The organism is Streptomyces rubiginosohelvolus (assembly GCF_014649875.1).
In the GTDB taxonomy this organism is placed as follows: domain Bacteria; phylum Actinomycetota; class Actinomycetes; order Streptomycetales; family Streptomycetaceae; genus Streptomyces; species Streptomyces rubiginosohelvolus.
Window position 1 is genome coordinate 148,708 of record NZ_BMTW01000009.1, and the last position, 25,149, is coordinate 173,856.

Consider the following 25,149-nt stretch of genomic DNA (forward strand, 5'->3'; position numbering starts at 1 on the left):
GGTCAGCTCCCCTTCGCGGGGACGATCTGGAGGTAGATCGCCGTGAGGACCATGTTCACGAAGAACAGCAGCATGAAGGTGATGACGACGGACTGGTTGACCGCGTCGCCGACGCCCTTGGGGCCGCCGCGGGGGTTGAGGCCTCGGTGGGCGGCGACGATGCCGGCGATGAAGCCGAAGATCAGGGCCTTGAACTCGCTGATGTAGAGGTCGGGCAGCTGGGCGAGGGCGGAGAAGCTCGCGAGGTAGGCGCCCGGGGTGCCGTCCTGCATGATCACGTTGAAGAAGTAGCCGCCGAGCGTGCCGACCACCGAGATCAGCCCGTTGAGCAGGACGGCGACGAGCATGGTGGCGAGCACCCGGGGGACGACGAGGCGCTGGATGGGCGAGACGCCCATGACCTCCATCGCGTCGAGCTCCTCGCGGATCTTGCGGGAGCCGAGATCGGCGCAGATCGCGGAGCCGGCGGCGCCGGAGATCAGCAGCGCCACGATGAGCGGGCTCGCCTGCTGGATCACGGCGAGGACGCTGGCACCGCCGGTGAAGGACTGGGCGCCGAGCTGCTGGGTGAGGGAGCCGACCTGGAGGGCGATGACCGCGCCGAACGGGATGGAGACGAGGGCGGCGGGCAGGATCGTGACGCTCGCGACGAACCAGAACTGCTCGATGAACTCCCGCACCTGGAACGGTCTGCGGAAGATGGCCCGGGCCACGGCGACGGCGAGCGCGAACAGCTTCCCGGTCTCGCGGAGCGGGGCGAGCAGCCGGGAGGGGCGGGCCTGGCCGGGGGCCTTCCCGGAGGTGGCCGGCGGGGGCTTTTCGGGCGGCTCGGGCGGCCGCACCGGCATCGGGGCGGTCACGCGCGCGCACCTCCCGCGGCGGGGGCGTAGCTGTCGAGGATCGCCGTACGGGCGGCCTCCGGCAGCTGGCCCATCATCGACATGACCCGCTCGCGTCGGCGCAGCGCTCCCTGGCGTACGGGCATCCCGGGCGAGGGCTCCAGCTGGGGGACGACGGTGCGGGGGCCGGTGGGCAGCGGGACGGTGTCGGCCAGCTGCTCGGCGGCGAGAGTGGCGGCGTCCTTCTCCTCGGACATGCCGATGGGCCCTTCGCGGCGTCCGGCGAGGAACTGGGAGACGACCGGGGTATCGCTGGTGAGCAGCACCTCGCGCGGGCCGAAGGTGACGAGGTTGCGGCAGAACAGCATGCCCATGTTGTCGGGGACGGTCGCCGCGATGTCGAGGTTGTGGGTGACGATGAGCATCGTCGCGTCGATCTGCGCGTTGAGGTCGATGAGGAGCTGCGAGAGGTACGCCGTGCGGACCGGGTCGAGGCCGGAGTCCGGTTCGTCGCAGAGAATGATCTGGGGGTCCAGGACGAGGGCCCGGGCGAGGCCGGCCCGCTTGCGCATACCGCCGGATATCTCGCCCGGCAGCTTTCCCTCGGCGCCGAGGAGCCCGACGACGTCGATGCGTTCCATCACGATGCGACGGATCTCGGATTCCTTCTTGCGGGTGTGCTCGCGCAGCGGGAAGGCGATGTTGTCGAAGAGCGACATCGAGCCGAAGAGGGCCCCGTCCTGGAACATGAGGCCGAAGAGTTTCCGGGTCTCCATGATGTCGCGTTCCGGGCTGTTCACCATGTCGACGCCGTTGATGAGGACGCGCCCCTGTTCGGGTTTCAGAAGCCCGATGATGGATTTCAGGAAAACGGTCTTTCCGGTTCCGGAAGGACCGAGCATGACGCTCACTTCACCGGCGGGCAGGGTGAGGCTGACGTCCTGCCAGATGTTCTGCTTGCCGAAGGATTTCGTCAGGCCCTCGACGACTACTTCGATTCCCATCGACCCTCCCTCGAAGTGGCGGTGAACGTTTTCATCGGCTGACGCTCCGGCTCTGAGAATGGCGATGGCGGCTCGTCACACATGCACCGGGGGCGCACGTTATGTCCGCCGAAACCGCCAGGGCAAGCCGTTGAACAGCGGATTTCGACGAGCCAGGGGCGGTGATCGGATCACTTGTCATTCGATGACAAAGCCGGTCTCCGACCTTGTCGAAACCTGCGCATGCAGCCAGGCGTTCCCGATCGGCACGCCTGGGACGCTACGGGCCGGTAACCTGACTTCGCAATACTGGGTACAGATTTTCCTCGGCGAGAATTCATGAGGTGCCGATGATTGTCTCCGGGTGAGCAATCTGCTTGCCAAACCTGTCGGATGATGAGGAAACGCACGGTCGGCGGACCGGCCCGCGGGCATGAAAGAGCCCTTCCGGTCCCGTGGAACCGGAAGGGCTCGGAGGCTTTCAGGTCACCGCTCGGGCTTCGGCTTCCTCGGCGGGCAGTCGGGCCCCTCCGGGTTCGTGGCCACACACAGCGGCGCCTGGGTCATCTTGGTGTAGTTGTCGGCCTTCTTGCCCGGGCTGGAGATCGCCGAGGTGAAGATCGGGTCGAGGTCCTCCGTGGCGCCGCACCCCTCGAACGGCGGGATGTGGGCGTACCCGGTCAGGGTGCCGCCGTACGCCACCAGGTAGCCGGCCGGCGGATAGCTCTGGCCGTACCCCTTCAGCACCTGCTCGAAGGGGCGTGCGGTGCGGCAGTCGGGTCCCACGTCCAGGGGCACGCCGTTCACCTCGACGTCGGAGAGCCGCATCACGAGCTGGGCCGTGACCGTGGTCTCCTCCGGGTAGGTCGGCGTGTTGGTGACCGTGTGGGTGTGGATCGCGGCCGGGGGGCCCACCTGCTCCAGCGTCATGGTGGCGGTGGTCGGCATGAACCCGTAGCTGAGGAACGTGGCCTTCGTCGGCGGGAGTTGGCGCTTCCCTCCGTAGTCGAAGTTCACCTCGGAGCTGACGTCGACGGTGGAGGCGCAGGAGTCGTTGATGTAGCGCTTGTTGAGCACCACCTTCATGAACGCGGGCCCCAGCGCCGCCGCGCCGTCCAGCTTGGCGGCGTTCGCGTAGCCGGCCGCATAGGTCTCGGCGGTGGTCATCACCCACTCGGGCGGGATCTCGATCGGGCAGCTGCCCGGGTCGTCCTCCAGGGCTTCGCGCCGCTTCTCGGTGAGGGCGTCGATCTTCTCCCGTGCGGTGGGCGGCAGCCCCTCGGCCGGGCGGGTGGGGGCGGGATCCGGTGCGGGCTCGCTCTCGCCGGGCCGGGGTGCGGGCGCCGTGGGGTCCTGGTCGCCGCGGATCGCGATGGCGGCCAGTTCGGGCTCCTGGCCGGAGGCCGGGGTGCAGGCGACGTCGAGTCCCGGGGGCGTGGTCGGCTCTCCGGCCTCCGTGAGCGAGGTCAGCGCGAGGTCGAGCGCGTCGGGGGCGAGCGTCGCGCGTCCGGGGCTGCCGAAGGTGACCGTCGGCACGTCTCCGGTCGCGGTGAGGGTCAGTGCGCCTGGGTCTTGGCCCTCGCCCTCGCCCTCGCCCGGCGTGGGCAGCTCCGCCGGCGGGGCGGTCAGGTCCTGCCAGGAGGCGTCGGCGGACTTGTCGCCGACGCTGTTGCGGACGGTGAGCCGGGCGACGGCCGACAGGGTGGCGGCGTCCAGGTCGGCGAACCGGGCGAGCGCCGTCGGCGGCAGAGTCACCTCGACCGCCACCTGAGCGGGGCGGATCTCCTCGCCCGTACGGGCCGAGGTGGGCAGCACCGCCGAGACGAGGACATCCACCTCCTCGGGCCCGGAGGGGAAGGGGCAGGTGTAGCGGAGGGCGACCTCCGACTTCTGTTCCGCGGCGGCCGATTCGGCGCTGGGTACGAGCGCGGTGGCGACGACGAGCGCCCCGCCCACGGCCCAGTGGATCGGTCGTCTCGCTGCGGCGCGTGCATCGACGGTCATACGGATGTGTCCTTCCGGCGCGCGTGGGCCCGGAGAGCGGGCGGCTGCGGAGCGGGTCCGGGGTGCGGCGGCTCTGCGGGCGGCGGCCGGGCGGGCCGCGGGCGGACTTCGGGGCGGGTCGGACGACGGCCCTACCGACGGGTAGGGTACGCACGCCGGCGACCCCCTGGGAAGGGCCGGGTTCCCGATCGGATCACCGGCGCGGGGACTTTGGCAGCGGGTGACAATCCGCCGCCGGGCTCCTTGTCGGCGGGTGCGCGAAATCGTGCCCGGCCGTCGGGTGCGCACGGCCGGGCACGACGTTCAGACGCGCTACGTCAGCGGTACGTCAGCGGGGACGGGATCAGCCGCTGATGACCGGGGACTTGTTGGTCGCGGTGCTGATGATGGTGTACAGCCCCTGGAAGCTGGCGGTGGTGCCGACGATGCCGCAGCCGCCGCCGACCTTGTTGGCTATGGAGAGGGTGAGCCCGCCGCCGGCGGTGTTCAGGGTGCCGTTGCTGCCACCCGCGGTCGGGTTGTTGTACTTGGCCGCGACCTTGCCGGTCACGTCGAAGGTGCAGGGGCCGAGGATGCTGCTCCCGGACACCTTCGCCTTGATCGCTCTGATCTCACCGGTCACCTGCCCCGTGGAGTTGGTTCCGGCGCCCGCCGCGTAGTCCAGGCCCCAGATCTCCCACGGCGGCGTGGTGGTCACCGTCCAGGTGGAGCTGAAGGGGCCGGTGCACGGCGAGTTGAACGAGATCGCCGAGATGGACGCGAGCTTGGCCGGGCTCCCCGCGACCGGGGAGGTCGGCGCGGAGCCCGAGGCGGCGGAGGTCGCACACTGGATCTTGTTGCCGTTGTTGTCGGTCAGGACGGTCACTCCGGCGGTGCCCTTGAAGGCGCCGGTCGGGCTGATCGTCCAGCTGGTCGGCGCGGCGACGGCCGACGGGGCGGCCAGTACGACGGATGCCGCGGCGGCACCGATCGCGGTCAGGACACCGGTTCGCTTGAACATGGGGGTACTCCCTTTTCTTGTCCCGTTGGGGATTCGGCTGAACGTGACTGGAGAGGTTCGTGCGCTGTGTCCGCCGGGCCGGACGGTTCGGCGCTCGGCGGATCCAAGGACGGTTGCCGCATCACCTCCTCGTACGGGTGAAGGGGACGGCCTACCGCTTGGCGGAGTGCCAGAATTCGGACAGCTTCCGGCCCTCGTTCGGCGCGAGGCCGGCGGGGTCGTAGGGGCTGCCGAAGTACGTGGTGGTGGCGTCGAGCGTCACGCTGTTCTTCCCGGCGGCGGACGGGAGACCGGTCTTGAGGTTCACCGCCCAGTCCAGGAGCCCGGCTCCGCAACCGCTTGCGCCCGGTACGGCGAACGTGGCGTCGCCCTGGTCGGCGCCGTCGAAGGTGTAGCGCCCCATCTCGCCCTCGTCGTCGTTCGGCGTCCCGTCGGCTCCGAACCGCTGGAGCGAGAGGGTGGGCGCCGTCACGTTCTGCGGCTTGAGGAGCACCGGGTTCGCGGTGGTCCCGATGTAGCACTTGTCACCCAGGAACGGATTCTTGAGGTGGATACGCACCGGGATGGTGAGAATGGGCTCACCGGTGGAGAAAGCCGCGCTCATATTGAAGTCGCGGGGCGCTCCGGCCGGTTCGATGGTGGCCGTCACCCGGTTGAGATTGTTGTCCGTCAACTGACGGCAGATTCCCGAGATGAGGGGAATTCCACTGGGGCACATCAGCCCGAGGAGCCCGCCGGGGATCTCCGCCGGGTCCGCCCTCAGGGCCCCTTCGGGCGGGGCCACCAGCGAGGCGGTGCCGTCGGCGCGCTGGATGACGCCGAGCTGCAGATCGGTGTGGCCGGTGGAGACCACGCTCTTGCCCAGCGTGATGGAGCCGGTGGCCGAGCTCGACGCGATGCAGGCGGCGATGGTGTTCACACCGTCGGCGGCCAGCATGGCGGGCGCGTCGACCGGACAGCGGTTGAAGGGCGCCCAGTCGCCGTTGAGCTGGGTGGCGGCGGTGGCCGAGCCGGTGGAGAGCACAGCGCTGAATGCCGTGAAGGCCGCGAGCAGACCTACGCGGGCTCGATTGGAAACGGATCTCATGTCGTCCCCTCTGTCGGCCGCCGTGGCGCGGCCTCGTGCACGAAGTTGACCGGTTCTGCAACGCATGCCCGCACCGCGACGACCGTCGGCGGCGTTGGGGCCTCGGGCGGCCCGGGGGCGGAGGATCGGAGCATCAAATTTCGGGCAGATTTCATGCCCGAATTGACCGAGGCGTGATGTTACTCGCGGGAAACAGGGCGACACAATCCGTCCGGCTAAGATTCTTTGCACCGCACTCTTTTTGATCCGTAAATGAGCATCAAGGCCCGCTCCCCTTATCAAGGAATGCGCACCCGGAGGCAGGGAATTGCGCACCGTCGGCCGGAACCCCGCGCGCGGTACGCACGCGGGGCCGATCCGCCGGGAGACACGGAAGTCAGGCTTCCGTTCTCCGGCGGACGGCATGTAATTCGGCCAGGCGGCTTGAAATCCCTGTTCAGGAGAGGGCGTTCACTCGCGTTCGCCATGGTGAGCCGCCCGTACACCCGACCACTCCCCGGCGAGCCTCACTCCGACCCGACCACGCCGGGAACTACTCGACGGCAGCGGAACCGCTTTGTTGTCACCGCCTGAGCGGGCGGCCGAAATTCATTGTCCGAAAGCGCGCAGCAGCGCCCGACCTGCACGGAAGTCGCACAGTGCGGCCGAGATGTGTGCCCCCTGCACGTCGATCTTGTCCAAGTGGTGTGCAGTACCTGTTCCTTGGTCTATCTTCGTCGCGGACTTGGTACGCACCTGTCGGTTCGTGGGAGCGCTTTCCCCCCACCGTCTCACCCCACCACCGGGCGCCGGGAGCAAGGGGATCTGTCATGCCACATCTCATACAGCCGTTGGATACCGAAGACCCGCTCGGGCCGCTCCCGCAGGAATTCGCGGCGATCATGAGGCCCGAACTGCCCAGCCTCATCAAGGAAATCGGCGTCGAGGTCACCCGGGCCTATCCGGAATACGCCCGGCTGCTCGACGGACCGAACGGGCAGGCCATCAGGGTGGGCGTGGAGCAGAGCCTCGCCTCTTTCGTCGATCTGGTGGCCGAGCCCTCCTCCCCGACCACGCTCCGGGACGACATGTGCCGGCGCTTCGGACGGTTCGAGGCGTACGAGGGCCGGAGCATGGACACCCTTCAGGGGGCCTACCGGCTGGGCGCGCGGGTCGCGCTGCGCCGGGCGAAGAAGGTCGGGCAGAGCTATCACCTCTCCCCCACCTTGATGCTGAGCTTCGCCGACGCGCTCTTCGCCTACGTCGACGAACTGGAATCGCTTTCCCGGGAAGGCTTCCTGGAGGCGCAGTCCCAGTCGGGCGAGCACAGCGAGGCGCTGCGCCGCCGGCTGCTCCATCTGATCCTCGCCGGACGTCCGGCCCCCGGGAGCGCCATCGCCGATCTGTGCGAGCAGACCGGGTGGGCACTGCCCGAGGAGGTGACGCTGGTCGCCGTGCGCGCCCCGGCGGAGCTGGACCGGCTCAACGCGGACCGTGACCTTCTCGTCGATCTCAGCGCCCCTCAGCCGCATCTGCTCGTCCCCGGAGCGCTGGACGACGCACGAAGATCCATGCTCGCCCAGGCCCTGCCGGCCGGGCGCATGGCGATCGGGCTGACCGTCCCCACGGCGCTGGCCTGCGAATCGCTCCGCTGGGCCCGCCGGGTTCTGGAGCTCGTCGACTCCGGTGTGATCGAGGACGCTCCGCTGATCCGCTGTGAGGACCACCTCCTCACCCTGTGGCTCCTGTCCGACCCCGCCCTGCTCGACCAGCTCGCCCAGCGGGAGCTGGCCGCCGTCGCGGGGATCAGCGCGACCCGCCGGGAACGGCTGGTCGAGACGCTGCGGATCTGGCTCGACACCCGGGGCACCGCGGCGCAGATGGGCGCGCTGCTGGATGTCCACCCGCAGACCGTGCGCTACCGCATGCGCAGCCTGGAGACCATCTTCGGTGACCAACTCGTCGATCCCGAGAGCCGCTTCGCCACCGAGGCGGTACTGCGCGCGCTGCGGCTGCGTTCCCGTGCCACCGGCACATCCCCCTGATCCGGATCACGTTCGGCGTGACGGGTCAACTTACCGGCGCGTAAGGCGAAATAGACGGTCAGTCCCAAACGGTTGCGACACGGAGACGTATCCGGCGAGAAACCCGGAACCGCGTCCCGTACACAGGAGGGAGTCCGTCGCCCGCCGGGCGACGGCTCCCGTGCACCGCCTCCTGGCCGACCACCGAAAAGGGAAAGCCCCATGACCGCCTCGCACCTCCTCGTCCCCGTGCCGATCCCGGACCGGGTCGCCGCGCTGATCGGTTCGTGCATTCCGCCGCACATCCTCCAGGCGGAGTTCGACGCCGACTGCGCGGCCCGCGAGGTCCGCAGGTTCCGCGGGCCACGGCTGGGCGTCGAGGACCAGGCCGACCGCGAACAGGCCCTGTCCGAACTTGCCCGCGCCAACAAGGTGCTCTCCGCGCACCACCCCTGTCTCGCCGTGCTGCCCGGATCGCCCTTCTGACCGGCCTTGCGGGACGCCACCGCTCCCCTTACCTTACTCCCAAGTAAGTTTACTTCGGAGTAAGGAATTGGTGTGGACGGAACCAGCAGCGGCAACCTCACCGACGACCTGTCCGCGCTCGACTTCGCCGCGGTCGCTCCCGAGGAGTTCGCACGGATCGTCAAGGGTCTGTCGGCCAAGCAGCTCGCCGAGGTCATGCGGGGTGAGCTGCGTACCCGGATCCTCGGCGAGGTCTTCGGCCGGATGCGGCAGCAGTTCCGGTCCGAGGCGGCCGGCGGCCTCACCGCGCTGATCCGCTGGAAGATCACCGGGGAGAGCGACGCGGTCTACGAGACGGCGATAGCCGACGGCGCCTGCCGGGTCACCGCGGGCCGCTCGGACGCCGAACCCCGCACCACGCTGGTGATGGCCGACGCGGAGTTCCTCAAGCTCGTCTCCGGCAACGGCAATCCGGTCACGATGTTCATGACGCGCAAGCTCAAGGTCGCCGGTGACGTCGGTCTGGCGTCCGGCCTCACCCGCTACTTCGACATCCCGAAGGCGTGAGGGCATGAGCTTCTTCTCCCTGGCCCTGACCGAGGAACAGCAGGACCTGCGCGACTGGGTGCACGGCTTCGCCGCCCAGGTGGTCCGCCCGGCCGCCGCCGAGTGGGACGCCCGGGAGGAAACGCCCTGGCCGGTGATCCAGGAGGCCGCCCGGATCGGTCTGTACGGATTCGAATCGCTCGCCGACCTGTACGGGGACCCCACGGGGCTCTCCCTCCAGATCGCCAACGAGGAGCTGTTCTGGGGTGACGCGGGCATCGGCATGGCCCTGTTCGGCACCTCGCTCGCGGTCGCCGGGATCTTCGCCTCCGGCACTCCGGACCAGCTCGCCGAATGGGTGCCGCAGTGCTTCGGCGACGAGGACGACCCGAAGGTCGCCGCGTTCTGCGTCTCCGAGCCGGGCGCCGGGTCCGACGTCTCCGCGATGACGACGAGGGCCCGTCACGACGAGGCGACCGACGAGTGGGTGATCTCCGGCCAGAAGGCGTGGATCACCAACGGCGGCATCGCCGAGGTCCATGTCGTCGTCGCCTCGGTCGACCCGTCGCTCGGCTCCCGGGGACAGGCCGCGTTCATCGTGCCACCGGGCACGAAGGGCCTGACAGCGGGCCGTACGGTCAAGAAGCTCGGCCTGCGCGCCTCGCACACCGCGGACCTCTTCCTCGACGACGTCCGCGTCCCCGGCCACTGCTTGCTCGGCGGAAAGGAGAAGCTGGACGCCCGCCTCGCCCGAGCCCGCGAGGGCGGCCCCGCCAAGGGCCAGGCGGCCATGGCCACGTTCGAGGTCAGCCGCCCGACGGTGGCCGCGCAGGCGCTCGGCATCGCACGCGCCGCCTACGAATACGCCCTGGAATACGCCGGTGAGCGCGAGGCGTTCGGCAGGCCGATCATCGAGAACCAGTCGATCGCCTTCGCGCTGGCGGACATCCGTACCGAGATCGAAGCCGTACGCCTGCTGATCTGGCAGGCCGCCTGGATGGCCCGCAACGACCGCACCTTCGACGCGGGCCAGGGCTCCATGTCGAAACTGCGGGCGGGTGAACTCGCGGTCGCGGCGACGGAGAAGGCGGTCCAGATCCTCGGCGGCGCGGGCTACAGCCGGGAGCACCCGGTCGAGCGCATGTACCGCGACGCCAAGATCTACACGATCTTCGAGGGGACCAGCGAGATCCAGCGCCTCGTCATCGCGCGGGCGATCTCGGGGCGGCAGATCCGCTGAACGGTCTCAACACCTCTCCCCCACCTTTTGGTCACAACTCCATCACCACCGGAACAACTCGCTCCCCCGGGCCCCGTCGGGTCGCTACGGTCGGGCCTCCGCACAGCACTTGGGGGGACCATGGACTGGAACAGTTCGCAGCACCCGTCGCGTCAGCCCGGCTGGGGCCAGGGCGGCAACTTCACACCGCAGCCGCCTTCGACGGATGGACCGCGGTGGGCGCGGAAGCGTGTCGTGCTCCCGGCGGCCGGCGTGTTGCTCCTGCTCGGTGTCGGGATCGGCGCAACCGGTGAACAGCCGCAGGAAGTGCGCACGGTCGCGGCGAAGGCGAAGCCCGGGCCGACGGTCACCGTCACGGAGACGGCGAAGGTCATCGTGACCGCGACCCCGGAGCCGGCCCCGACCGTCACGAAGGTCAAGAAGGTGCGGGTCACGGTCACCGCCGCTCCCCCGGAGCCGAAGCCCGCGAAGAAGCCCGTGGCCCGCGACGATTCCTCCGGCAGCAGTGGAGGCTCCGGCTCCGGCGGCACGTCGACGTACTACAAGAACTGCGATGCGGTTCGCGCCGCCGGCGCCTCACCCATCCGGTCCGGCCAGCCCGGGTACGGGCCGCATCTGGACCGTGACGGCGACGGGGTGGGCTGCGAATAGGGTCCGCAACGGTTCTCCGGGGGCCTCGAAGCATGTGATTCTCGTCGCGCCGGACGGGTACGCCGTCGCCGGACCGCAAGCCCGCGCATCGCGTTTCCGGCCGAGCGCACCGAGCCCCTCGGCGAGCCCGTCGGGGTCTGCGCGGCCGGGCCTGCCGCCCCGTCACACGCCGTCTACGTGCGGCAACGGGGGTTCGGGCCGGTCGGTCGCGGCGGGACGTGGCGGCGAGGTGAAGAGGTTCGCCGGGCGGCAGGACAGCGCCCCGGTGGCGCTGTCCTGCCGGGGCGGCGGCTGTCCGTGGTGGGCCCCACACGTGCGACCGGCCGTCGGACCCCCTCCGTGCCACTAGCCTCTTCACATGACCTCCACTTCGACCGAGCCGACGCCTGCCCGCCCGATGGTTGAGCTGAACGCGGAGATCCGCGCTCTGGTCGCCGACGGCGGTGTGGTGTCGCCGGAGGGCCGCCGGGAGTACGAGCGGCTTCTCGTCGAGTGGGTGGCGGCCGTACGGGGCAGCTCCGCGGAAGCCGTCTGACGGTACGGGGACGGGGGCGCCCACCGGAAGCGGCGCGGGTCCTCGTACCGGGGGAGCCATCGAGACACCCCCTCCGCGAAGCCCGGTCCGGGTGTCGGCGATAGTGATCGTCCGTCCGCGACCTCACCCCGGGAGCACCCCATGACCGCCGCGTCCCCCGCCGGCGCACGCCGCCCGTCCCTCCTGCTCGTCACCGATCTCGCGTACGAGGCGCGCGGCCGGCGCTACTGCGACGAGGACATCTTCCTGGCCTCCCGGCTGCGCGAGGCGTTCGACGTGGCGCTCTGCCATCCCCGGGACGCGGCCGCGCTGCTGGACCGCTTCGACCTCGCCCTCGTACGCAACAGCGGGCCCGTCCTGCACTACCGAGAGGCGTACGACGCGTTCCGCGCACGCGCCCTGGAGCTGCGGGTTCCGGTCTACAACCCGCTGGGCGGGCGCGGCGACATGGCGGGCAAGGAGTATCTGGTCGAGATGACGGCGGCCGGGCTGCCGGTCATTCCCACCGTGGACCGGGCGGCGGACCTGGCCGAGCTGCCCGACGTCGCCCAGTACGTGGTGAAGCCGAAGCTCGGGGCGGACTCGGTCGGCCTGCGTTTCGTCACGGCGGCGGAGGCCCGCGCCGAGCTGGAGGCGGCGGCCGAGGGCTCCCTCCTCGTCCAGCCGAGGATCGACTTCCGGCACGAGGTGTCGTTCTACTTCGTCGACCACGACTTCCAGTACGCGCTGTACGCCCCCGACCCGGAGCGGCGCTGGGTGCTGGAGCCGTACGCGGCGAGCGCGGAGGACCTGGAATTCGCCCGGCGCTTCATCGACTGGAACACCCTCGACCACGGGATCCAGCGGGTCGACGCCTGCCGGACGGCGGACGGCGCGCTGCTGCTCGTCGAGTTGGAGGACCTCAATCCGTATCTCTCCCTCGACCGGGTCGGGGAGGACGTCCGGGAGGCGTTCGTGGACCGGCTGACGACGTCGATCGCCTCGCTGCCCCGCTAGTCGCGCCGACCCCCCGTCCGGCCCGTCCCCGCATGCGGGGACGCACGGCTGGTGTGAGGGTGCAGGGGTGACGACTGCCAGCGAGCAAGCCCCCGCCACGCAGAGTGCCGCCGCGCCGCCGCCCGTCCTCGACCGGCGGCGGCGCAACATCGTCTTCGCGACGATCGTGCTCGGCATGCTGCTCGCGGCACTCGACCAGACGATCGTCGGCACGGCCCTGCCGACGATCGTCTCGGACCTGGGCGGCGCCTCGCACATGTCGTGGGTGGTCACCGCGTATCTGCTGGCCGAGACGGTGGCCACCGTGCTGGTCGGCAAGTTCGGCGACCTGTTCGGGCGGAAGCTGGTCTTCCAGGTCTCGGCGGTCATCTTCATCACGGGATCGTTCCTGTGCGGCCTCGCCTCGGACATGCTGCTGCTGATCATCTGGCGCGGTATGCAGGGCATCGGGGCGGGCGGGCTCATGGTCACGTCGATGGCGCTGATCGCGGATGTGATCCCACTGCGCGAACGGGGCAAGTACCAGGGCGCGATCGGAGCGGTCTTCGGCATCTCCACCGTGATCGGGCCGCTGCTCGGCGGGTTGTTCACCGACCATCTGACGTGGCGCTGGGCGTTCTACGTCAATGTGCCGATCGCCATCGTGGTGGTCATCGCCGCCGCCCGGAACATCCCGTCGGTGAAGGCCGCGGGGCGGCCGGTCATCGACTACCGGGGCATCGCGCTGGTCACCGTCGGGGCGAGCGCGCTGATCCTGGCGACGAGCTGGGGCGGCAACGAGTACGCCTGGGGCTCGGCGGTGATCATCGGCCTCTTCGTCGGCGGTCTGATCGCGCTCGCCCTGTTCTGCCTGGTGGAGACGCGGGCGAAGGAACCGATGCTGCCGATGCGGCTGTTCCGGAACCCGGTCTTCACCGTCTGCTCGATCCTCAGCTTCATCGTGGGCTTCGCGATGCTCGGCTCGATGATCTTCCTGCCGACCTATCTGCAGTACGTGGACGGGGACTCGGCGACCCTGTCGGGGGTGCGGACGCTGCCGCTGGTCGCCGGTCTGCTGGCCGCCTCGATCTTCAGCGGCAACGTCGTGAGCAAGACGGGCCGCTACCGCGTCTTCCCGATCGTGGGGACGCTGGTGATGGCGGCCGGGCTGTTCCTGCTGTCCCGGATGGGGCCGGGGACCGGCGTCTGGCTGGAGTCCCTCTACATGGTGGTGCTGGGGCTCGGCATCGGTCTCGCCATGCAGGTGCTGACCATCGCCGTGCAGAACACCGTCGACTACGAGGACCTCGGCACGGCGACCTCGGGCGTGACGTTCTTCCGTACGCTGGGCAGCGCCTTCGGCACGGCGGTGTTCGGCACCATCTACACCAACGCGCTGAAGCCGAACCTCACCGACGGCGTGGCGCAGGCGGTCGCCGCGGGCGGCGACCCGGCGGTCCTGGCCAGGGCTTCGGAGAGCCCGCAGGCCCTGCACGCGCTGCCCGCCGCCCAGTCGGAGCCGCTGGCCCAGGCCTACGCGGACACCCTGCACACGGTGTTCCTGTGGACGGTGCCGGTCGCCCTGATCGGGTTCGTCATCGCGCTGTTCCTCAAAGAGGTGAAGCTGCGGGACTCGGCCCGGCTCGGATCGACGGACATGGGCGAGGGCTTCGCCCAGCCGGGCAGCGGGGACTCGGCGAAGGTCCTGGAGTATTCCGTGGCCACGATCCTGCACAGCGCGGGTCCGGAGACCGCCCGGCGGATCACCGCCGAGTCCGACACCCGGCTCGACATGGCGGGGGCCTGGGCGGTGATGCAGGTGGACCTGTTCACCCGGATGGTCGGCCATGCGGGCCTCGGGCTGATCGCGGCCCGGCACCGTATCCCGCCGGAGGTGCTGGTGCCCGTCTTCGACCGGATGATCGAGGAGGGCTATCTGACGGGCGACGGCCGGATCTTCTCGCACACGGCGGCGGGCCGGCGGGAGGCGGCGGTGATCTCCGACGCCTGGGGCCGCTGGCTCAACGACCGCCTGGCCGAGGACGGCGCCCGCCCCGACGACGGTCAGCTCCGGGCCACCGTGGACGTGATCGCCAAGCGGCTGCTGGCGGAGGACCTGGCGCAGGAGCTGTCCCCCGCGGCCGGCTCCGGCGGATCGTCGCGGGTGGGGGCCCCGGTCTGAGCGGCCTCGGAGACGGTCGCCGCTCTCAGTGCTCCCAGGACCGGGGGCGCTCCAGCGCTTCCCACTCCGCGCGGAGCAGGCCGAGGATCGCGTTGTCGTAGCGGCGGCCGCGGTGCAGGCAGGAGGACAGGCGTACGCCTTCGTGGACGAAACCGGCTCCGCGCAGGGTGGCGAGGGCCGCCGTGTTGTCGGTGTGGGTGACCGCCTCGACCCGGTGCAGGCCCAGTTCGCCGAAGGCCAGGTCGGTGAGGGCGGCGAGCGCGTCGGCGCCGAGCCCCCGGCGGCGGTGCCCGGCCGCGAGCAGGAGGTAGGCCTCGGCGGTGCCGTCGACCAGGTCCTCCTCGATGAGGGCGATGTGCCCCACGGGCGTGCCGTCCGGCAGGAGGACGAGGAAGTCGTCGCGGTCGCGGTCCTCGACCTGGGCCTCGATGCGCTCGCGGAACTCGTGGAGGGAGCCGGGCCAGACGCCCATCTCGTGGGCGGCCACCGGGTCGGCGCGCCAGCTGTGGATCAGTTCGGCGTCGTCGGGTTCCAGCGGGGTGAAGGCGACGTCATGGCCCCTCCAGAATCGTTGCCTCGCGGCGTACGGCGGCGTCGCCGCTTCGTCCTCGTCCATGATCGGATCGTACGGTCGGGCGCGGTGGGCCGAAAAACGGATTTCGGGTGGCCGGACGCCGGTCAGTCGACGAAGACCGCCGTCGTGTAGACCCAGGCGCCCTCGTGCCGGACGAAGCGGCTCTTCTCGTGGAGGGAGTCGGGGCGCCCGTCGTCGGTGTAGTGGGCGCGGAAGGTGACCGTTCCGGTGGAGTGGAAGGCGCTGCCCTCGGTGGTTTCCAGGATCTCCAGGCCCACCCAGCGCATCGCCGGGTCGAAGTCGACACCGGGCGGCCGGGTCTCGGGGTGCCAGGTGCGCAGCAGGTACGCCGCGTCCTGGACGACGAAGGCCGCGTACCGGGAGCGCATCAGGGCCTCGCAGGTCGGAGCGGCGGCGCTGCCGGAGTGGAACCGCCCGCAGCACTCCCCGTAGGCGGCGGGCAGGCCGCAGGGGCACGGGGAGGCGGGAGTGATCCGCGGGGCGGCGGTCCCCCGGGGTCGGGGGGTGCGTCGTGACATGGCTCCATTGTGACGCGTGGCGGCCGGAACCCGCGTGCGGGCCGTGCCGCACCGCCGTCGGCCCGCCCCGTGCGCGGGCCGACGGTGACGGGGTGTACGTCAGGGCTTGCGCGCGACGCCGGCGTAACCGGGGATCGGCTCGTCGCCGGGCACGTCGATGACCTCGCCGAGTTCGGGGTGCCAGTCGGCCGAGAGCGAGACACCCGGGTCGACCAGTTCGAGGCCGTCGAAGAACGCCGTCAGTTCGGCGCGGCTGCGGGGGCGCAGCGTCATCCCGCGCGCCTTGTACATGGCCCGGGCCTGGGCCGCGCCCTCCGGGTTGAAGTCGCCGGTGGTGTGCGAGAGCACCAGATAGCTGCCGGAGGGAAGCTGTTCGACCAGCTTGCCGACCAGGGCGGCCGCGCCGTCCTCGTCGTCGATGAAGTGCAGGAGGGCCAGCAGGGAGAGGGCGATCGGCTGCTCGAAGTCCAGCACCTTGCCGGCCTCGGCCAGGATCGTCTCCGGTTTGCGGGCGTCCGCCTGGATGTACTCGGTGGCCCCCTCGGGCGTCGAGCGGAGCAGGGCCGCCGCGTGGGCCAGCACGATCGGGTCGTTGTCGCAGTAGACGACGCGCGCCTCGGGGGCGGCCTGCTGGGCGATCTGGTGGAGGTTCGGCTCGGTGGGTATGCCGGTGCCGATGTCGAGGAACTGGCGCACACCGTGCTCGGCGAGCCAGCGGGTCGCCCGGTGCATGAACGCCCGGTTGACCCGCGCCATGTCACGACCCCGCGCGTCCAGGGCGAGCAGCTGGCGCGCCATCTGTTCGTCGACCGGGTAGTTGTCCTTGCCGCCGAGGAACCAGTCGTACATGCGGGCCGGATGCGGCTTGCTGGTGTCGATCTCGATGGAGTGGGGTTCTTGCCCGGTCATGGCGCGCTCCGTGGTCGGTGGGCCGTGCAGAGGAGGTGGGTGGTGTCAGGTGAGCAGGAAGTCGGCCTGGCCCGCCTTGGCGCCCTGGATGAACGCGGCGATCTCGCCGTTGGAGTAGATGAGAGCCGGGCCGTCGGGGTCGGCGGACTGGCGTACGGCGACCCGCCCGTCGGCGAGCTTCATCGCCTCGATGCAGTTTCCGCCGTTCCCGCCGCTCCACGGCTTGTACCAGCCTTCGGAGCCGAGGTCACCGGCCGGCATGCCGTTGTATATGTGGTTCATCACAGCTCCTTGCGGAAGTCCCGGAGGATTTCCTTCGTGCGTTGTGCAGTTGCGGCCTGAGCCGCCATGCGGTCCATGACTTCGAGGTAGGAGGCCACCTCGGGTCGGGCGTCGAAGTAGACGGCACCGGTCAGGTACTCGCTGTAGACCATGTCGGGGAGTTCGGGGACGGCGAACCGGAAGAGGACGAAGGGGCCGTAGGTTCCCGGGTGGTGGCCGGAGGCGAACTCCGCGATCTGCACGGTGACATGGGGAAGCTCCGTGGCTTCGAGCAGCTTGTCGATCTGCCCGCGCATCACCTGCGCGCTCCCGACGGGCCGCCGCAGCACGGTCTCGTCCATGATCACCCAGAGCCGGGGGGCGTCCTCCTTGGCCAGCAGCGACTGCCGCTCCATCCGCAGCGCCACATGCCGCTCGATGTCCTCGGGCCGCGTCTGGCCGACCGCCCCGGTCCGCATCACGGAGCGGGCGTAGTCCTCGGTCTGGAGCAGTCCGGGCACGAAGTGCGGCTCGTACATGCGCAGCAGGCTCGCGGCGCCCTCCAGGCTGACGTACATGCTGAACCAGTCGGGCAGCACGTCGTGGAAACGCTGCCACCAGCCCGGCCGGTTCGCCTCCTCCGCCAGGTCGACGAAGGCCTCGGCCTCTTGGTCGGCGACGCCGTACGCCTTCAGCAGCAGCTGGACGTAGGGGATCTTCAGCCCGACCTCGGCCGTCTCCATTCTGCGTATCGTCGCGGGGGCGACCCGGAGGACCTTCGCCGCCTGGTCACGGGTCAGACCGACACGCTCGCGCAGATCCTGCAGGCGCTTGCCGAGAACGACCTGGCCCACGGTCGGGGCGGACCGCGGTTCGCTCACTTCAGACCTCCCCATGCGCTGTTTTGCGAGCAGTGTGCCATGCGTGCGCCCCCAACGACACAGTCACTCTGGAAATTTCAGAGTGCCCCTTGCCAAGTGTCATCGTCAGAGGGAGAGTTGACTCCCGAACCAGTTCGCTCAGTCATGCCCGCCCCCGGACACCCGGGGAACGAAGCGTGACGCAGCCCCCACTGTGAGGAATCGGTCGTGGCACCTGGCAGTGCGCTCATCCCCCGGCTCGCGGACCTCAGCCCCGGGACGGAGGCGCTCCGTTACTGCTTCGCGCTGCCGGCGCACCCCGAGTCGGTGGCCGGCGCGCGGGAGCTGACGCGAACGCGGCTCGACGCCTGGCGGCTGGGCCGGGACCTCGGTGACGCGGCGGTCCTCATCGTCTCCGAGCTGGTGACGAACGCGGTCGTGCACACCGCGAGCACCCGGGTGGTCTGCGAGCTGAGCCGGTTCGGCAGACGACTGCGGATAGCCGTGCAGGACCAGGGGCACCAGCCCTGCGGCCCCCGGCTGCGCCCCTCTTCCGACGACGAGCACGGCCGTGGTCTGCTCCTCGTCGAGGCGATGAGCAGCGCCTGGGGCTCGCACGACGCCCAGGACGCCTCCGGGCGCATCGTCTGGGCGGAGCTGGCGCACGGCGCCGAGCAGCTGTCCGGCACGGACCGGCCGTGTTGAGGAACGCGCTGTCCCGGCTGCGCGCGGCGCACCGGGGCGGGACGCCCGAGGAGGCCCGCGGCGGCCGGGTGCGGCTGGCGCTGCCGGCCTCGATGTCGGCGACTCTGGGCTGTGACGCGGTCGGGGTGCCCGCCCGGCACGGCTTCCGCCTCATGTCCCATCTGCCGCGCACCGGCTGCGTATTCGCCGACGCGGACCGCTGGTGGTGGATCGTCCCGGCCGGCTCCGACCTGGATCTGGACTGGCCCGAGCAGGTGACGTACGCACGCGACGCGGCCGTGCCCGGCGGACGCCCCCGGTTGATCCACTCACCGGACGCCCTGACCCCGTACACCCCGCCCATTCCGCTGTTCCTCATGGTCTGCCAGGTCACGGGTGTGGCGCCGAGCTGGGCCGCCCCCGGCCCGCGGAGCGTCGTGGCGTCCGGCTGACCGGGCCCGGAACCCACGACCGAACGAGCCGGGCCCGGTCAGGTCGGGCCCGTCTCGTTCGGTCGTGTCCCCCGCCGGGTCAGGCCCCGTCGAGGTACGCGAGCCCGGGGTGGACCTCGGTGTACCGGTCGAGCAGCCGTCGGGCCACCGTCACCGAGTCGACCAGCGGGTGCAGGGCGAAGGCCTGGACGGCCGCCGCGCGGGAGCCGCTCTCCGCCGCTTCCAGCACCGCCCGCTCCACGGCCTTCACCGCGGTGACGAGGCCGACCGCGTGGTACGGCAGCGGCGAGACGGTCACCGGGTGGGCCCCGTTGGCGTCGACGAGGCAGGGCACTTCGACGACGGCGTCCGCGTCCAGGACCGACAGGGTGGTGCGGTTGCGGACGTTGAGGATCAGGGAGGTGCGTTCGTTGCGGGCGACGGCCCGCATGAGGGCGAGCGCGACCTGTTCGTAGCCGCCGGACTCCAGGTCGCTCTCCTCCCGCTCCCCCGCCCCGGCGACCTCGCGGTTCTCCGCCATGTACGTCGCCTCGCGTTCGGCACGGGTGCGGTCCCAGGTGTCCCAGGCCGGCGTGCCGGGTTCGCGCATCCGGGCGTAGAAGCCCTCCTGCTGGTCCTGGAGGAACGCGCCCCGGGTCTGCTCCGCCTCCTGGTAGGCGCGTACGGCCTCGCGGTTGACGTAGTAGTAGTGCAGGTACTCGTTGGGGATCGCGCCCAGCGACCGGAGGAGTTCCGCGCCGAAGAGGCGGCCCTCCTCGAAGGATTCGAGCAGTTTCGGGTCGCCGAGCAGCCGGGGCAGTTCGTCGCGCCCGTCGACGTACAGTCCCCGCACCCATCCGAGGTGGTTGAGCCCGGCGTAGTCGATCCAGGCCCGGTCCGGGTCGGCGCCCAGGACACGGGCGATGCGCCGCCCGAGCCCGACCGGCGAGTCGCAGATCCCGATGACGCGGTCGCCCAGGTGCCGGGACATGGCCTCGGTGACCAGGCCCGCCGGGTTGGTGAAGTTGATGACCCAGGCCTGCGGGGCGAGGCGGGCGATGCGCCGGGCGAGGTCGAGGGCGACGGGCACGGTGCGCAGCCCGTACGCGATGCCCCCGGCGCCGACGGTCTCCTGGCCGAGCACGCCTTCGTCGAGGGCCACGCGTTCGTCGGCGGCGCGGCCGGCGAGTCCGCCGACCCGGATGGCGGAGAAGACGAAGTCGGCGCCGCGCAGCGCCTCGTCGAGTTCCGTGGTGGCGACGACGGCCGGGGCGTCCGCGATGTCCCGCCCCTGTTCCGCGAGGACGCGGGCGACGGCGGTGAGCCGGTCGGCGTCCGTGTCGTACAACGTGACCCGGGAGACGCGGCCCTCGGCGTGATCGCCGAGAAGGGCCCCGTACACGAGAGGCACCCGGAATCCGCCACCGCCAAGAATTGTCAGCTTCACGCTGCTCGATGGTACGGGCAGGTCGCAGCCGTACGGGGTGGGCCGCGCCCGGCCCGGCGCGCGCCGCGGCGGCCCCGGGCCCGTGGGCGTGATCCGGGGCCGCCGCGGCGGTCGGGGGAACGGCGCGTCAGTAGCCGTTCCACCAACGGGTGACCGCCTGCCAGAGGCGGGCGGGGGCGGCGGGGCGGCGCTGGCGCGGGATCGTCGCGACCGGCGCCGTCCCGGGCGCGGGGGCGGCGGGAACGGGCTGGGCGGCGGCGGGTACGGCGGCCGGGGCGCCCGGGGCGTGGGCGGGCTGGGCTCCGGCCACCTCCTCGTGCCGGGGCTCGGGGACGGTCCTGGCCGGGGAGGAGATCTCCCAGGCGTCGGCGGGGCGGGGGGTGCGCGCCATCACGGAGAGCGGGTCGGCGTCCAGCTTCTGCTGCGGGCTGGGGGCGAACTTCACCGGCAGCTCCACCAGGTGGCGGGACATGATGTTGCCGACCCAGCGCAGCTCGCTCTCGCCGACGCCGAGCTCCAGGTCCGGCAGGCGCATCAGGAGCGCGTCGACGCCGACATCGGCGATCGCCCGGCCGATGTCCTGTCCCGGGCACTCGTGAGGGCCGCCGCTGAAGGCCAGATGGGCGCGGTTGCCGCCCATGTCGGCGTTGAGATCGGGGCGGACGGTGGGGTCGGTGTTGGCCGGGGCGATCCCGACGAGGAGGGCATCGCCCGCCTTGATCTGCTGGCCGCCCAGCTCGGTGTCGCCGACGGCCCAGCGGCCGAAGACGGCGGTGAACGGCGGTTCGTCCCAGAGGGTCTGCTCGACCGCCTCGGGGACGGTCATGTGCCCGCCGCTGAGCCGGGCGCGGAAGCGGGGGTCGATGAGGACCATGCGCAGCACGTTGGCGATGAGGTTGGCGGTGGACTCGTACGCGGCGATGAGGATGAGGCGCAGGTGTTCGACGACCTCGATGTCGGTCATCGTCGCCGGGTGCTCGACCAGCCAGCTGGCGAAGTCGGGGGCCGGTTCGGCGCGGCGGCGCTCTACCAGGCGGGTCAGCACGGCCACGATGTGGGCGTTGGAGGCCACGGCGGTCTCGGTGCCGCGGGTCATGTCGCGGGCGGCCTGGACGAGGCGCTCGTCGTACTCCTCGGGCATGCCGAAGATCGCGCACATCACCATCATCGGCAGGTGCTCCGCGAACTGGCTGACCAGGTCGGCGGTGCCCTTCTCGCAGAAGTCGTTGACCAGGCGGTTACTGAAGCGGTTGATGTGGCGGCGCACGCCGCGGGTGTCGATGCGCTCCATGCTGTCGGTGACCGCGCCGCGCTGCCGCTCGTGCTTGGCGCCGTCGGCGAAGACGCAGACGGGCTGCCAGGTGAAGATCGGGGCGAGCGGGTGGTCCGGGGCGACGCTGCCGTCCTGGAGGGCCCGCCAGCGCCGTGAGTCCCGGGAGAACTGGGACGGCGTACGGGTGAGGTGGAGGTTCTCGCTGTGGCCGAGGACGAGCCAGGCGGGGACGTCGCCGTGGAGCAGGACCGGGGCGACCGTGCCGTGTTCGGCGCGGAGCTTGTCGTAGAGGCCCGCGGGGTTGCTCTCCGCCTCGGGGCCGTGGAGCCGGCGCAGTCCGCCGGGGCCGATGTCGAGGTTGTGGGCCGGGCACTGGGGCGGGGGCACGGCGCCGGGTTCGTGGTGGAAGGGGGTTGTCACAGGGGCTCCAGGGATCAGGATTCCAAGGCTGGTGCACAAGCGGGCGGGTGCGACGGGGCGTTCGGGCGCGGACCGGGCCGGGGGCGTACGCCGGGGGATGGCGCGCGCCCCCGGGGCGGTCCCGTCGCCGGGCCCGGGTGCGGGGTGTCAGGCGAGCGGGACGGCCAGGCTGTGCAGGTAGCGCATCAGGGTCATCAGCACATCGCGGCTGGAAGCCCGCAGCCGGGCGTCGCAGTCGATCATCGGGACCTCGTCCGGCAGGTCGAGGGCTCTGCGCAGGGCCTCGACCGGGTGGTGCGGTGCGTCGGGGAAGGTGTTCACGGCCACGACGAATGGCACGCCGCGCTCCTCCAGCCGGCCGATGACGTCGAAGCTGACTTCGAGGCGTCTGGTGTCGATGAGGACGACCGCGCCGAGGGCGCCTTCGAAGAGGCCGTTCCACAGGAACCAGAAGCGTTCCTGGCCGGGGGTGCCGAACAGATAGAGGATCAGTTCCTCGCTGAGGCTGATCCGTCCGAAGTCCATGGCGACGGTGGTGGCGGTCTTCGTCTCCACCCCGGCGTTGTCGTCCACGCCGACGCCGGCCTGGGTCATGGTCTCTTCGGTGGTCAGCGGCCGGATCTCGCTCACCGAGCCGACCATCGTCGTCTTGCCGACGCCGAACCCTCCGACGATCACGACCTTCACCGCGGCGGTGGCCGTGGTGGGGAGGACGTCCTCGGTGCGGGGTCCGGTGATCGTGTCAGAGCTTCTGAAGTCCATGCATCACCGCTTCGAGAAGGGACCTGTCGGGGAGAGTGGCGCGGACGATCGGCGCGCGCGACTCGATGAGCTCGGTGGCGAGGAGATCGCTCAGGAGCGAGGTGACCACGCTGAACGGCAGGCCGAGGTAGGCCGAGATCTCGGCGACGGACAACGGGGCCTGGCAGAGCCGGAGGATAGCCGCCTGTTCGGGCTGGAACGTCGGCGAGGGCTCCGCCTGCGCGACGACCATCGTGACCAGGTCGAGCGCGGCCCGTTCGCTGTCGTCGAGATCGCCGGTGATCACGTACAGCCGTTCCGGATCGAGGAGATCCGGGTCGGCCTTGCGGCGTTCTCGTCGAGGTCCACTCATCCGGACTGCCCGCCGTGGCGGGGCGGGCTGGTCAGATGGGCTCCGATCCGCACGACCATGTCCCGCATCCGGGCCCCGACGAGTCCGGCGTCGACGGTCTCGCCGGCCAGGACCGCGAGGTACGCGCCGGTGCCGGCCGCCATCAAGTAGAAGAACCCGCCGGTGACTTCGATGACCACGAGCTTCATCAGTCCGTCGCTGTACGGGATCTCGGTGGCCACCGCGGCGGCCAGGCTCTGCAGTCCGGCGCAGGCCGCCGCGAGCCGGTCGGCGACGTCGGGGTCGCCGCCGTGCATCGCGATGCGCAGGCCGTCCGACGAGAGCACCACGATCTGGTGGATGCTCGGAACGTCGTCGGCCAGCTCCTTGAGCATCCAGTCCATGTTTCCCCGCTGCTGGATCACTTCAGGTCTCCCTTGTCCCACGCGTCATCGGAGTCTTCGCCGTGCTTTCGTTCCTGCGGTACGCCGTTGACGGCCTTGGTGAAGGCCTCCAGCCACAGGCCGGGGGGCTTCTCCTCGCCGCGTCCGCCGTCCGTGCCGTCGCCCGGGCCGGGCTGGAAGCCGTTCGCGGGGGCCGGGGGCGGTGTGGGCTGCTGCGGCAGGTTGTGCGAGCCGAGCGGGGCGCGGCCCCGGCTGCGGCGCTGCGGCAGCCCGTTCTCGGTCCACTCGGTGACCACGGGAACGTCGTCCTCCATGGCGGCCGCGGGAGGGGCCGGGCGCGCGGCGGCCGCGGGGGCGCCGGTGGGGACCGGTGCGGCCACGGACGGCACGGGGCCGGTGGCGGCGGGCTTGGGCTTGCGCTTGCCGGGCGGCGGCACCACGTGCTGGAGCTGCGACATGTCCAGGGAGCTGGTGGGCCGGGAGGTGGCGCCGATGCCGTGGGCGATGCCCGGGGCGGGCCCGGTGGTGATCATCTCGCGCGGCACGATGAGGACGGCGCGGACGCCGCCGTACGCCGACTGACGCAGCGACACCTGGAGCTGGTACATCCGGGAGAGCCGGCCGACGACGGCCATGCCGAGGCGCGGGGACTCCCCGAGGTCGTTCATGTTGATGCCGGCCTGGGCCTGGGCGAGCATGTTCTCGGCCCGGGCGCGGGCCTCCTCGCTGAGGCTGACGCCGCCGTCCTCGATCTCGATGGCGATGCCGGTCTGCACCTCGACCGCGGTGACGTGCACCCGGGTCTGGGGCGGCGAGTAGCGGGTCGCGTTGTCGAGGAGTTCGGCGCAGGCGTGGATGAGCGGTTCGACCGAGGTGCCGACGATGGCGACCTTGGCGATCGAGTGCAGATCGACGCGCTGGTACTCCAGGATGCGGGACATCGCACCGCGCAGCACGCTGAACAGCGGTACGGGCTTGGGCCACTGGCGGCTGGGGCGGGCGCCGCCGAGCACGGCGATGGAGTCGGCGAGCCGGCCGATCAGCGCGGTGCCGTGGTCGATGCGCAGCAGGTCGTCGAAGACCTCGGGGTTGCGCCCGTAGTGGTCCTCCATCTCCCGCAGTTCACTGGCCTGGCGGTGCACGATCGCCTGGACGCGGCGGGCGACGCTGACGAAGGCGCGCTGAGCGGAGTCACGCCGGGCCTCCTCGTTGTCGATGACTTCGAGGACCTGGTGGATCTGCTCGCGCAGCGCCTTGGGCAGATGGCGGTTGGCCGCGTCCGCGTCGACGATGTCGCGCATCACCTCGTCGGGTGAATTGCCCACGCGCAGCCGCCGGATGGCGGCGGGCATGACTTCCTTGGTGAGCCGTACCGTCTCGGCGTCGTGCGAGAGGATGCGGTGTTCCAGGTAGGCGATGCGCTGTTCGTGCTCGGCGCGCTGGACACGCGTGGCGCGCCGAGCCCGGTGGAGCGCCACGGTGAGTACGGCGACCACGAGCGTGGTGATCGCGCCGCACACGGCGACTGGTATCCGCGCGGCCGGTGCGACCAGGGCCGACCCGGCGGCGGTCGCGCCGAGGAGCAGGACCACGGGCAGCAGGACTACGCGGACGACGGGTACTTCTCTGTCGGTCGGCGGTGATTCAACACGGACCATCTAAAACCCTCTGGCGGTTGATTCCGGGATGTATGCGCACGTGAGCGGAGACTTAGGAACAAGTGCTCGAATTCATCTCAACTCGA

At 70.9% G+C, this 25,149-nt stretch carries 26 protein-coding genes; 10 read left to right on the plus strand and 16 right to left on the minus strand.

Annotation, left to right across the window (positions count from 1 at the left end; all coding sequences use genetic code 11):
• Positions 1–2: 2 nt before the first annotated feature.
• From IE134_RS21070 to IE134_RS21090, 5 genes are all read right to left on the minus strand, one after another.
• Positions 3–860, minus strand: a complete 858-nt coding sequence (locus IE134_RS21070) for an MlaE family ABC transporter permease (RefSeq protein ID WP_030711700.1) — start codon at positions 858–860, stop codon at positions 3–5.
• Positions 857–1,843 carry an ABC transporter ATP-binding protein gene (locus IE134_RS21075; RefSeq protein WP_030711703.1) on the minus strand — a complete coding sequence of 329 codons (987 nt, stop codon included), beginning with the start codon at positions 1,841–1,843 and terminating at the stop codon, positions 857–859. The genes IE134_RS21070 and IE134_RS21075 overlap by 4 nt, the downstream gene beginning before the upstream one ends.
• A gap of 465 nt (positions 1,844–2,308) precedes the next feature.
• Positions 2,309–3,826: a DUF6801 domain-containing protein gene (locus IE134_RS21080; protein ID WP_098019701.1), complete on the minus strand. Its 1,518-nt coding sequence runs from the start codon at positions 3,824–3,826 to the stop codon at positions 2,309–2,311.
• Positions 3,827–4,169: 343 nt separating this feature from the next.
• Complete coding sequence (locus tag IE134_RS21085; RefSeq protein WP_030711708.1) at positions 4,170–4,826, minus strand: hypothetical protein; 657 nt, start codon at positions 4,824–4,826, stop codon at positions 4,170–4,172.
• A gap of 151 nt (positions 4,827–4,977) precedes the next feature.
• Entirely contained in the window at positions 4,978–5,913 is a 936-nt protein-coding gene (locus IE134_RS21090; protein WP_030711711.1) for a hypothetical protein, read from the minus strand.
• 809 nt (positions 5,914–6,722) lie between these two features.
• Between IE134_RS21090 and IE134_RS21095 the strand changes: the two genes are divergently transcribed.
• From IE134_RS21095 to IE134_RS21130, 8 genes are all read left to right on the plus strand, one after another.
• The gene (locus IE134_RS21095; protein WP_030711714.1) at positions 6,723–7,937 is read left to right on the plus strand and encodes a PucR family transcriptional regulator; all 1,215 of its coding nucleotides are present in this window, start codon (positions 6,723–6,725) and stop codon (positions 7,935–7,937) included.
• 201 nt (positions 7,938–8,138) lie between these two features.
• Positions 8,139–8,402, plus strand: coding sequence for a hypothetical protein (locus IE134_RS21100; RefSeq protein ID WP_030711717.1), 264 nt, complete (start codon positions 8,139–8,141; stop codon positions 8,400–8,402).
• Positions 8,403–8,474: 72 nt separating this feature from the next.
• Positions 8,475–8,948 (plus strand): SCP2 sterol-binding domain-containing protein, encoded by a 474-nt coding sequence (locus IE134_RS21105; RefSeq protein ID WP_030711722.1) that lies wholly within the window; start codon positions 8,475–8,477, stop codon positions 8,946–8,948.
• 4 nt (positions 8,949–8,952) lie between these two features.
• Entirely contained in the window at positions 8,953–10,167 is a 1,215-nt protein-coding gene (locus IE134_RS21110; protein ID WP_030711726.1) for an acyl-CoA dehydrogenase family protein, read from the plus strand.
• Between the two features lie 234 nt (positions 10,168–10,401).
• Positions 10,402–10,818, plus strand: a complete 417-nt coding sequence (locus IE134_RS21115) for an excalibur calcium-binding domain-containing protein (RefSeq protein WP_306471748.1) — start codon at positions 10,402–10,404, stop codon at positions 10,816–10,818.
• Between the two features lie 358 nt (positions 10,819–11,176).
• Positions 11,177–11,353 carry a hypothetical protein gene (locus tag IE134_RS21120; protein WP_157849961.1) on the plus strand — a complete coding sequence of 59 codons (177 nt, stop codon included), beginning with the start codon at positions 11,177–11,179 and terminating at the stop codon, positions 11,351–11,353.
• Positions 11,354–11,494: 141 nt separating this feature from the next.
• Complete coding sequence (locus IE134_RS21125; protein ID WP_098019704.1) at positions 11,495–12,349, plus strand: ATP-grasp domain-containing protein; 855 nt, start codon at positions 11,495–11,497, stop codon at positions 12,347–12,349.
• Positions 12,350–12,416: 67 nt separating this feature from the next.
• Positions 12,417–14,510, plus strand: a complete 2,094-nt coding sequence (locus IE134_RS21130; RefSeq protein ID WP_097883723.1) for an MDR family MFS transporter — start codon at positions 12,417–12,419, stop codon at positions 14,508–14,510.
• A 25-nt stretch (positions 14,511–14,535) separates the two neighbouring features.
• Here IE134_RS21130 and IE134_RS21135 read toward each other — a convergent pair whose 3' ends face one another.
• The 5 genes from IE134_RS21135 to IE134_RS21155 form a co-directional block, all read right to left on the minus strand.
• Complete coding sequence (locus tag IE134_RS21135) at positions 14,536–15,126, minus strand: GNAT family N-acetyltransferase (RefSeq protein ID WP_189431370.1); 591 nt, start codon at positions 15,124–15,126, stop codon at positions 14,536–14,538.
• Between the two features lie 62 nt (positions 15,127–15,188).
• Positions 15,189–15,623 carry a YchJ family protein gene (locus tag IE134_RS21140; protein ID WP_030711739.1) on the minus strand — a complete coding sequence of 145 codons (435 nt, stop codon included), beginning with the start codon at positions 15,621–15,623 and terminating at the stop codon, positions 15,189–15,191.
• Between the two features lie 99 nt (positions 15,624–15,722).
• A complete protein-coding gene (locus IE134_RS21145) occupies positions 15,723–16,532 on the minus strand; it encodes an SAM-dependent methyltransferase (RefSeq protein ID WP_030711741.1) in 810 nt (269 codons plus the stop codon).
• Positions 16,533–16,577: 45 nt separating this feature from the next.
• Positions 16,578–16,814 (minus strand): DUF397 domain-containing protein, encoded by a 237-nt coding sequence (locus IE134_RS21150; protein WP_010058136.1) that lies wholly within the window; start codon positions 16,812–16,814, stop codon positions 16,578–16,580.
• Positions 16,814–17,674, minus strand: coding sequence for a Sco1979 family transcriptional regulator (locus tag IE134_RS21155; RefSeq protein WP_030711743.1), 861 nt, complete (start codon positions 17,672–17,674; stop codon positions 16,814–16,816). The genes IE134_RS21150 and IE134_RS21155 overlap by 1 nt, the downstream gene beginning before the upstream one ends.
• A 207-nt stretch (positions 17,675–17,881) precedes the next feature.
• On the opposite strand from IE134_RS21155, the gene IE134_RS21160 reads away from it, so the two are divergent.
• Both IE134_RS21160 and IE134_RS21165 read left to right on the plus strand, forming a co-directional pair.
• The gene (locus IE134_RS21160; protein ID WP_030711746.1) at positions 17,882–18,358 is read left to right on the plus strand and encodes an ATP-binding protein; all 477 of its coding nucleotides are present in this window, start codon (positions 17,882–17,884) and stop codon (positions 18,356–18,358) included.
• Positions 18,352–18,789: a hypothetical protein gene (locus IE134_RS21165; protein ID WP_030711748.1), complete on the plus strand. Its 438-nt coding sequence runs from the start codon at positions 18,352–18,354 to the stop codon at positions 18,787–18,789. The genes IE134_RS21160 and IE134_RS21165 overlap by 7 nt, the downstream gene beginning before the upstream one ends.
• Before the next feature lie 79 nt (positions 18,790–18,868).
• Here the strand turns inward: IE134_RS21165 and IE134_RS21170 are convergent, their stop codons facing one another.
• From IE134_RS21170 to IE134_RS21195, 6 genes are all read right to left on the minus strand, one after another.
• Positions 18,869–20,215, minus strand: coding sequence for a 6-phospho-beta-glucosidase (locus IE134_RS21170; protein WP_030711750.1), 1,347 nt, complete (start codon positions 20,213–20,215; stop codon positions 18,869–18,871).
• A 127-nt stretch (positions 20,216–20,342) separates the two neighbouring features.
• Positions 20,343–21,908 carry a cytochrome P450 gene (locus IE134_RS21175; protein WP_189431372.1) on the minus strand — a complete coding sequence of 522 codons (1,566 nt, stop codon included), beginning with the start codon at positions 21,906–21,908 and terminating at the stop codon, positions 20,343–20,345.
• 147 nt (positions 21,909–22,055) lie between these two features.
• Positions 22,056–22,670, minus strand: coding sequence for a GTP-binding protein (locus IE134_RS21180; RefSeq protein ID WP_010058144.1), 615 nt, complete (start codon positions 22,668–22,670; stop codon positions 22,056–22,058).
• A complete protein-coding gene (locus IE134_RS21185; RefSeq protein ID WP_030711754.1) occupies positions 22,651–23,022 on the minus strand; it encodes a DUF742 domain-containing protein in 372 nt (123 codons plus the stop codon). The genes IE134_RS21180 and IE134_RS21185 overlap by 20 nt, the downstream gene beginning before the upstream one ends.
• Positions 23,019–23,426, minus strand: coding sequence for a roadblock/LC7 domain-containing protein (locus IE134_RS21190; RefSeq protein ID WP_006128841.1), 408 nt, complete (start codon positions 23,424–23,426; stop codon positions 23,019–23,021). The genes IE134_RS21185 and IE134_RS21190 overlap by 4 nt, the downstream gene beginning before the upstream one ends.
• Positions 23,423–25,063 (minus strand): sensor histidine kinase, encoded by a 1,641-nt coding sequence (locus tag IE134_RS21195; RefSeq protein ID WP_030711756.1) that lies wholly within the window; start codon positions 25,061–25,063, stop codon positions 23,423–23,425. Before IE134_RS21195 ends, IE134_RS21190 begins: the two co-directional genes overlap by 4 nt.
• Positions 25,064–25,149 lie beyond the last annotated feature (86 nt).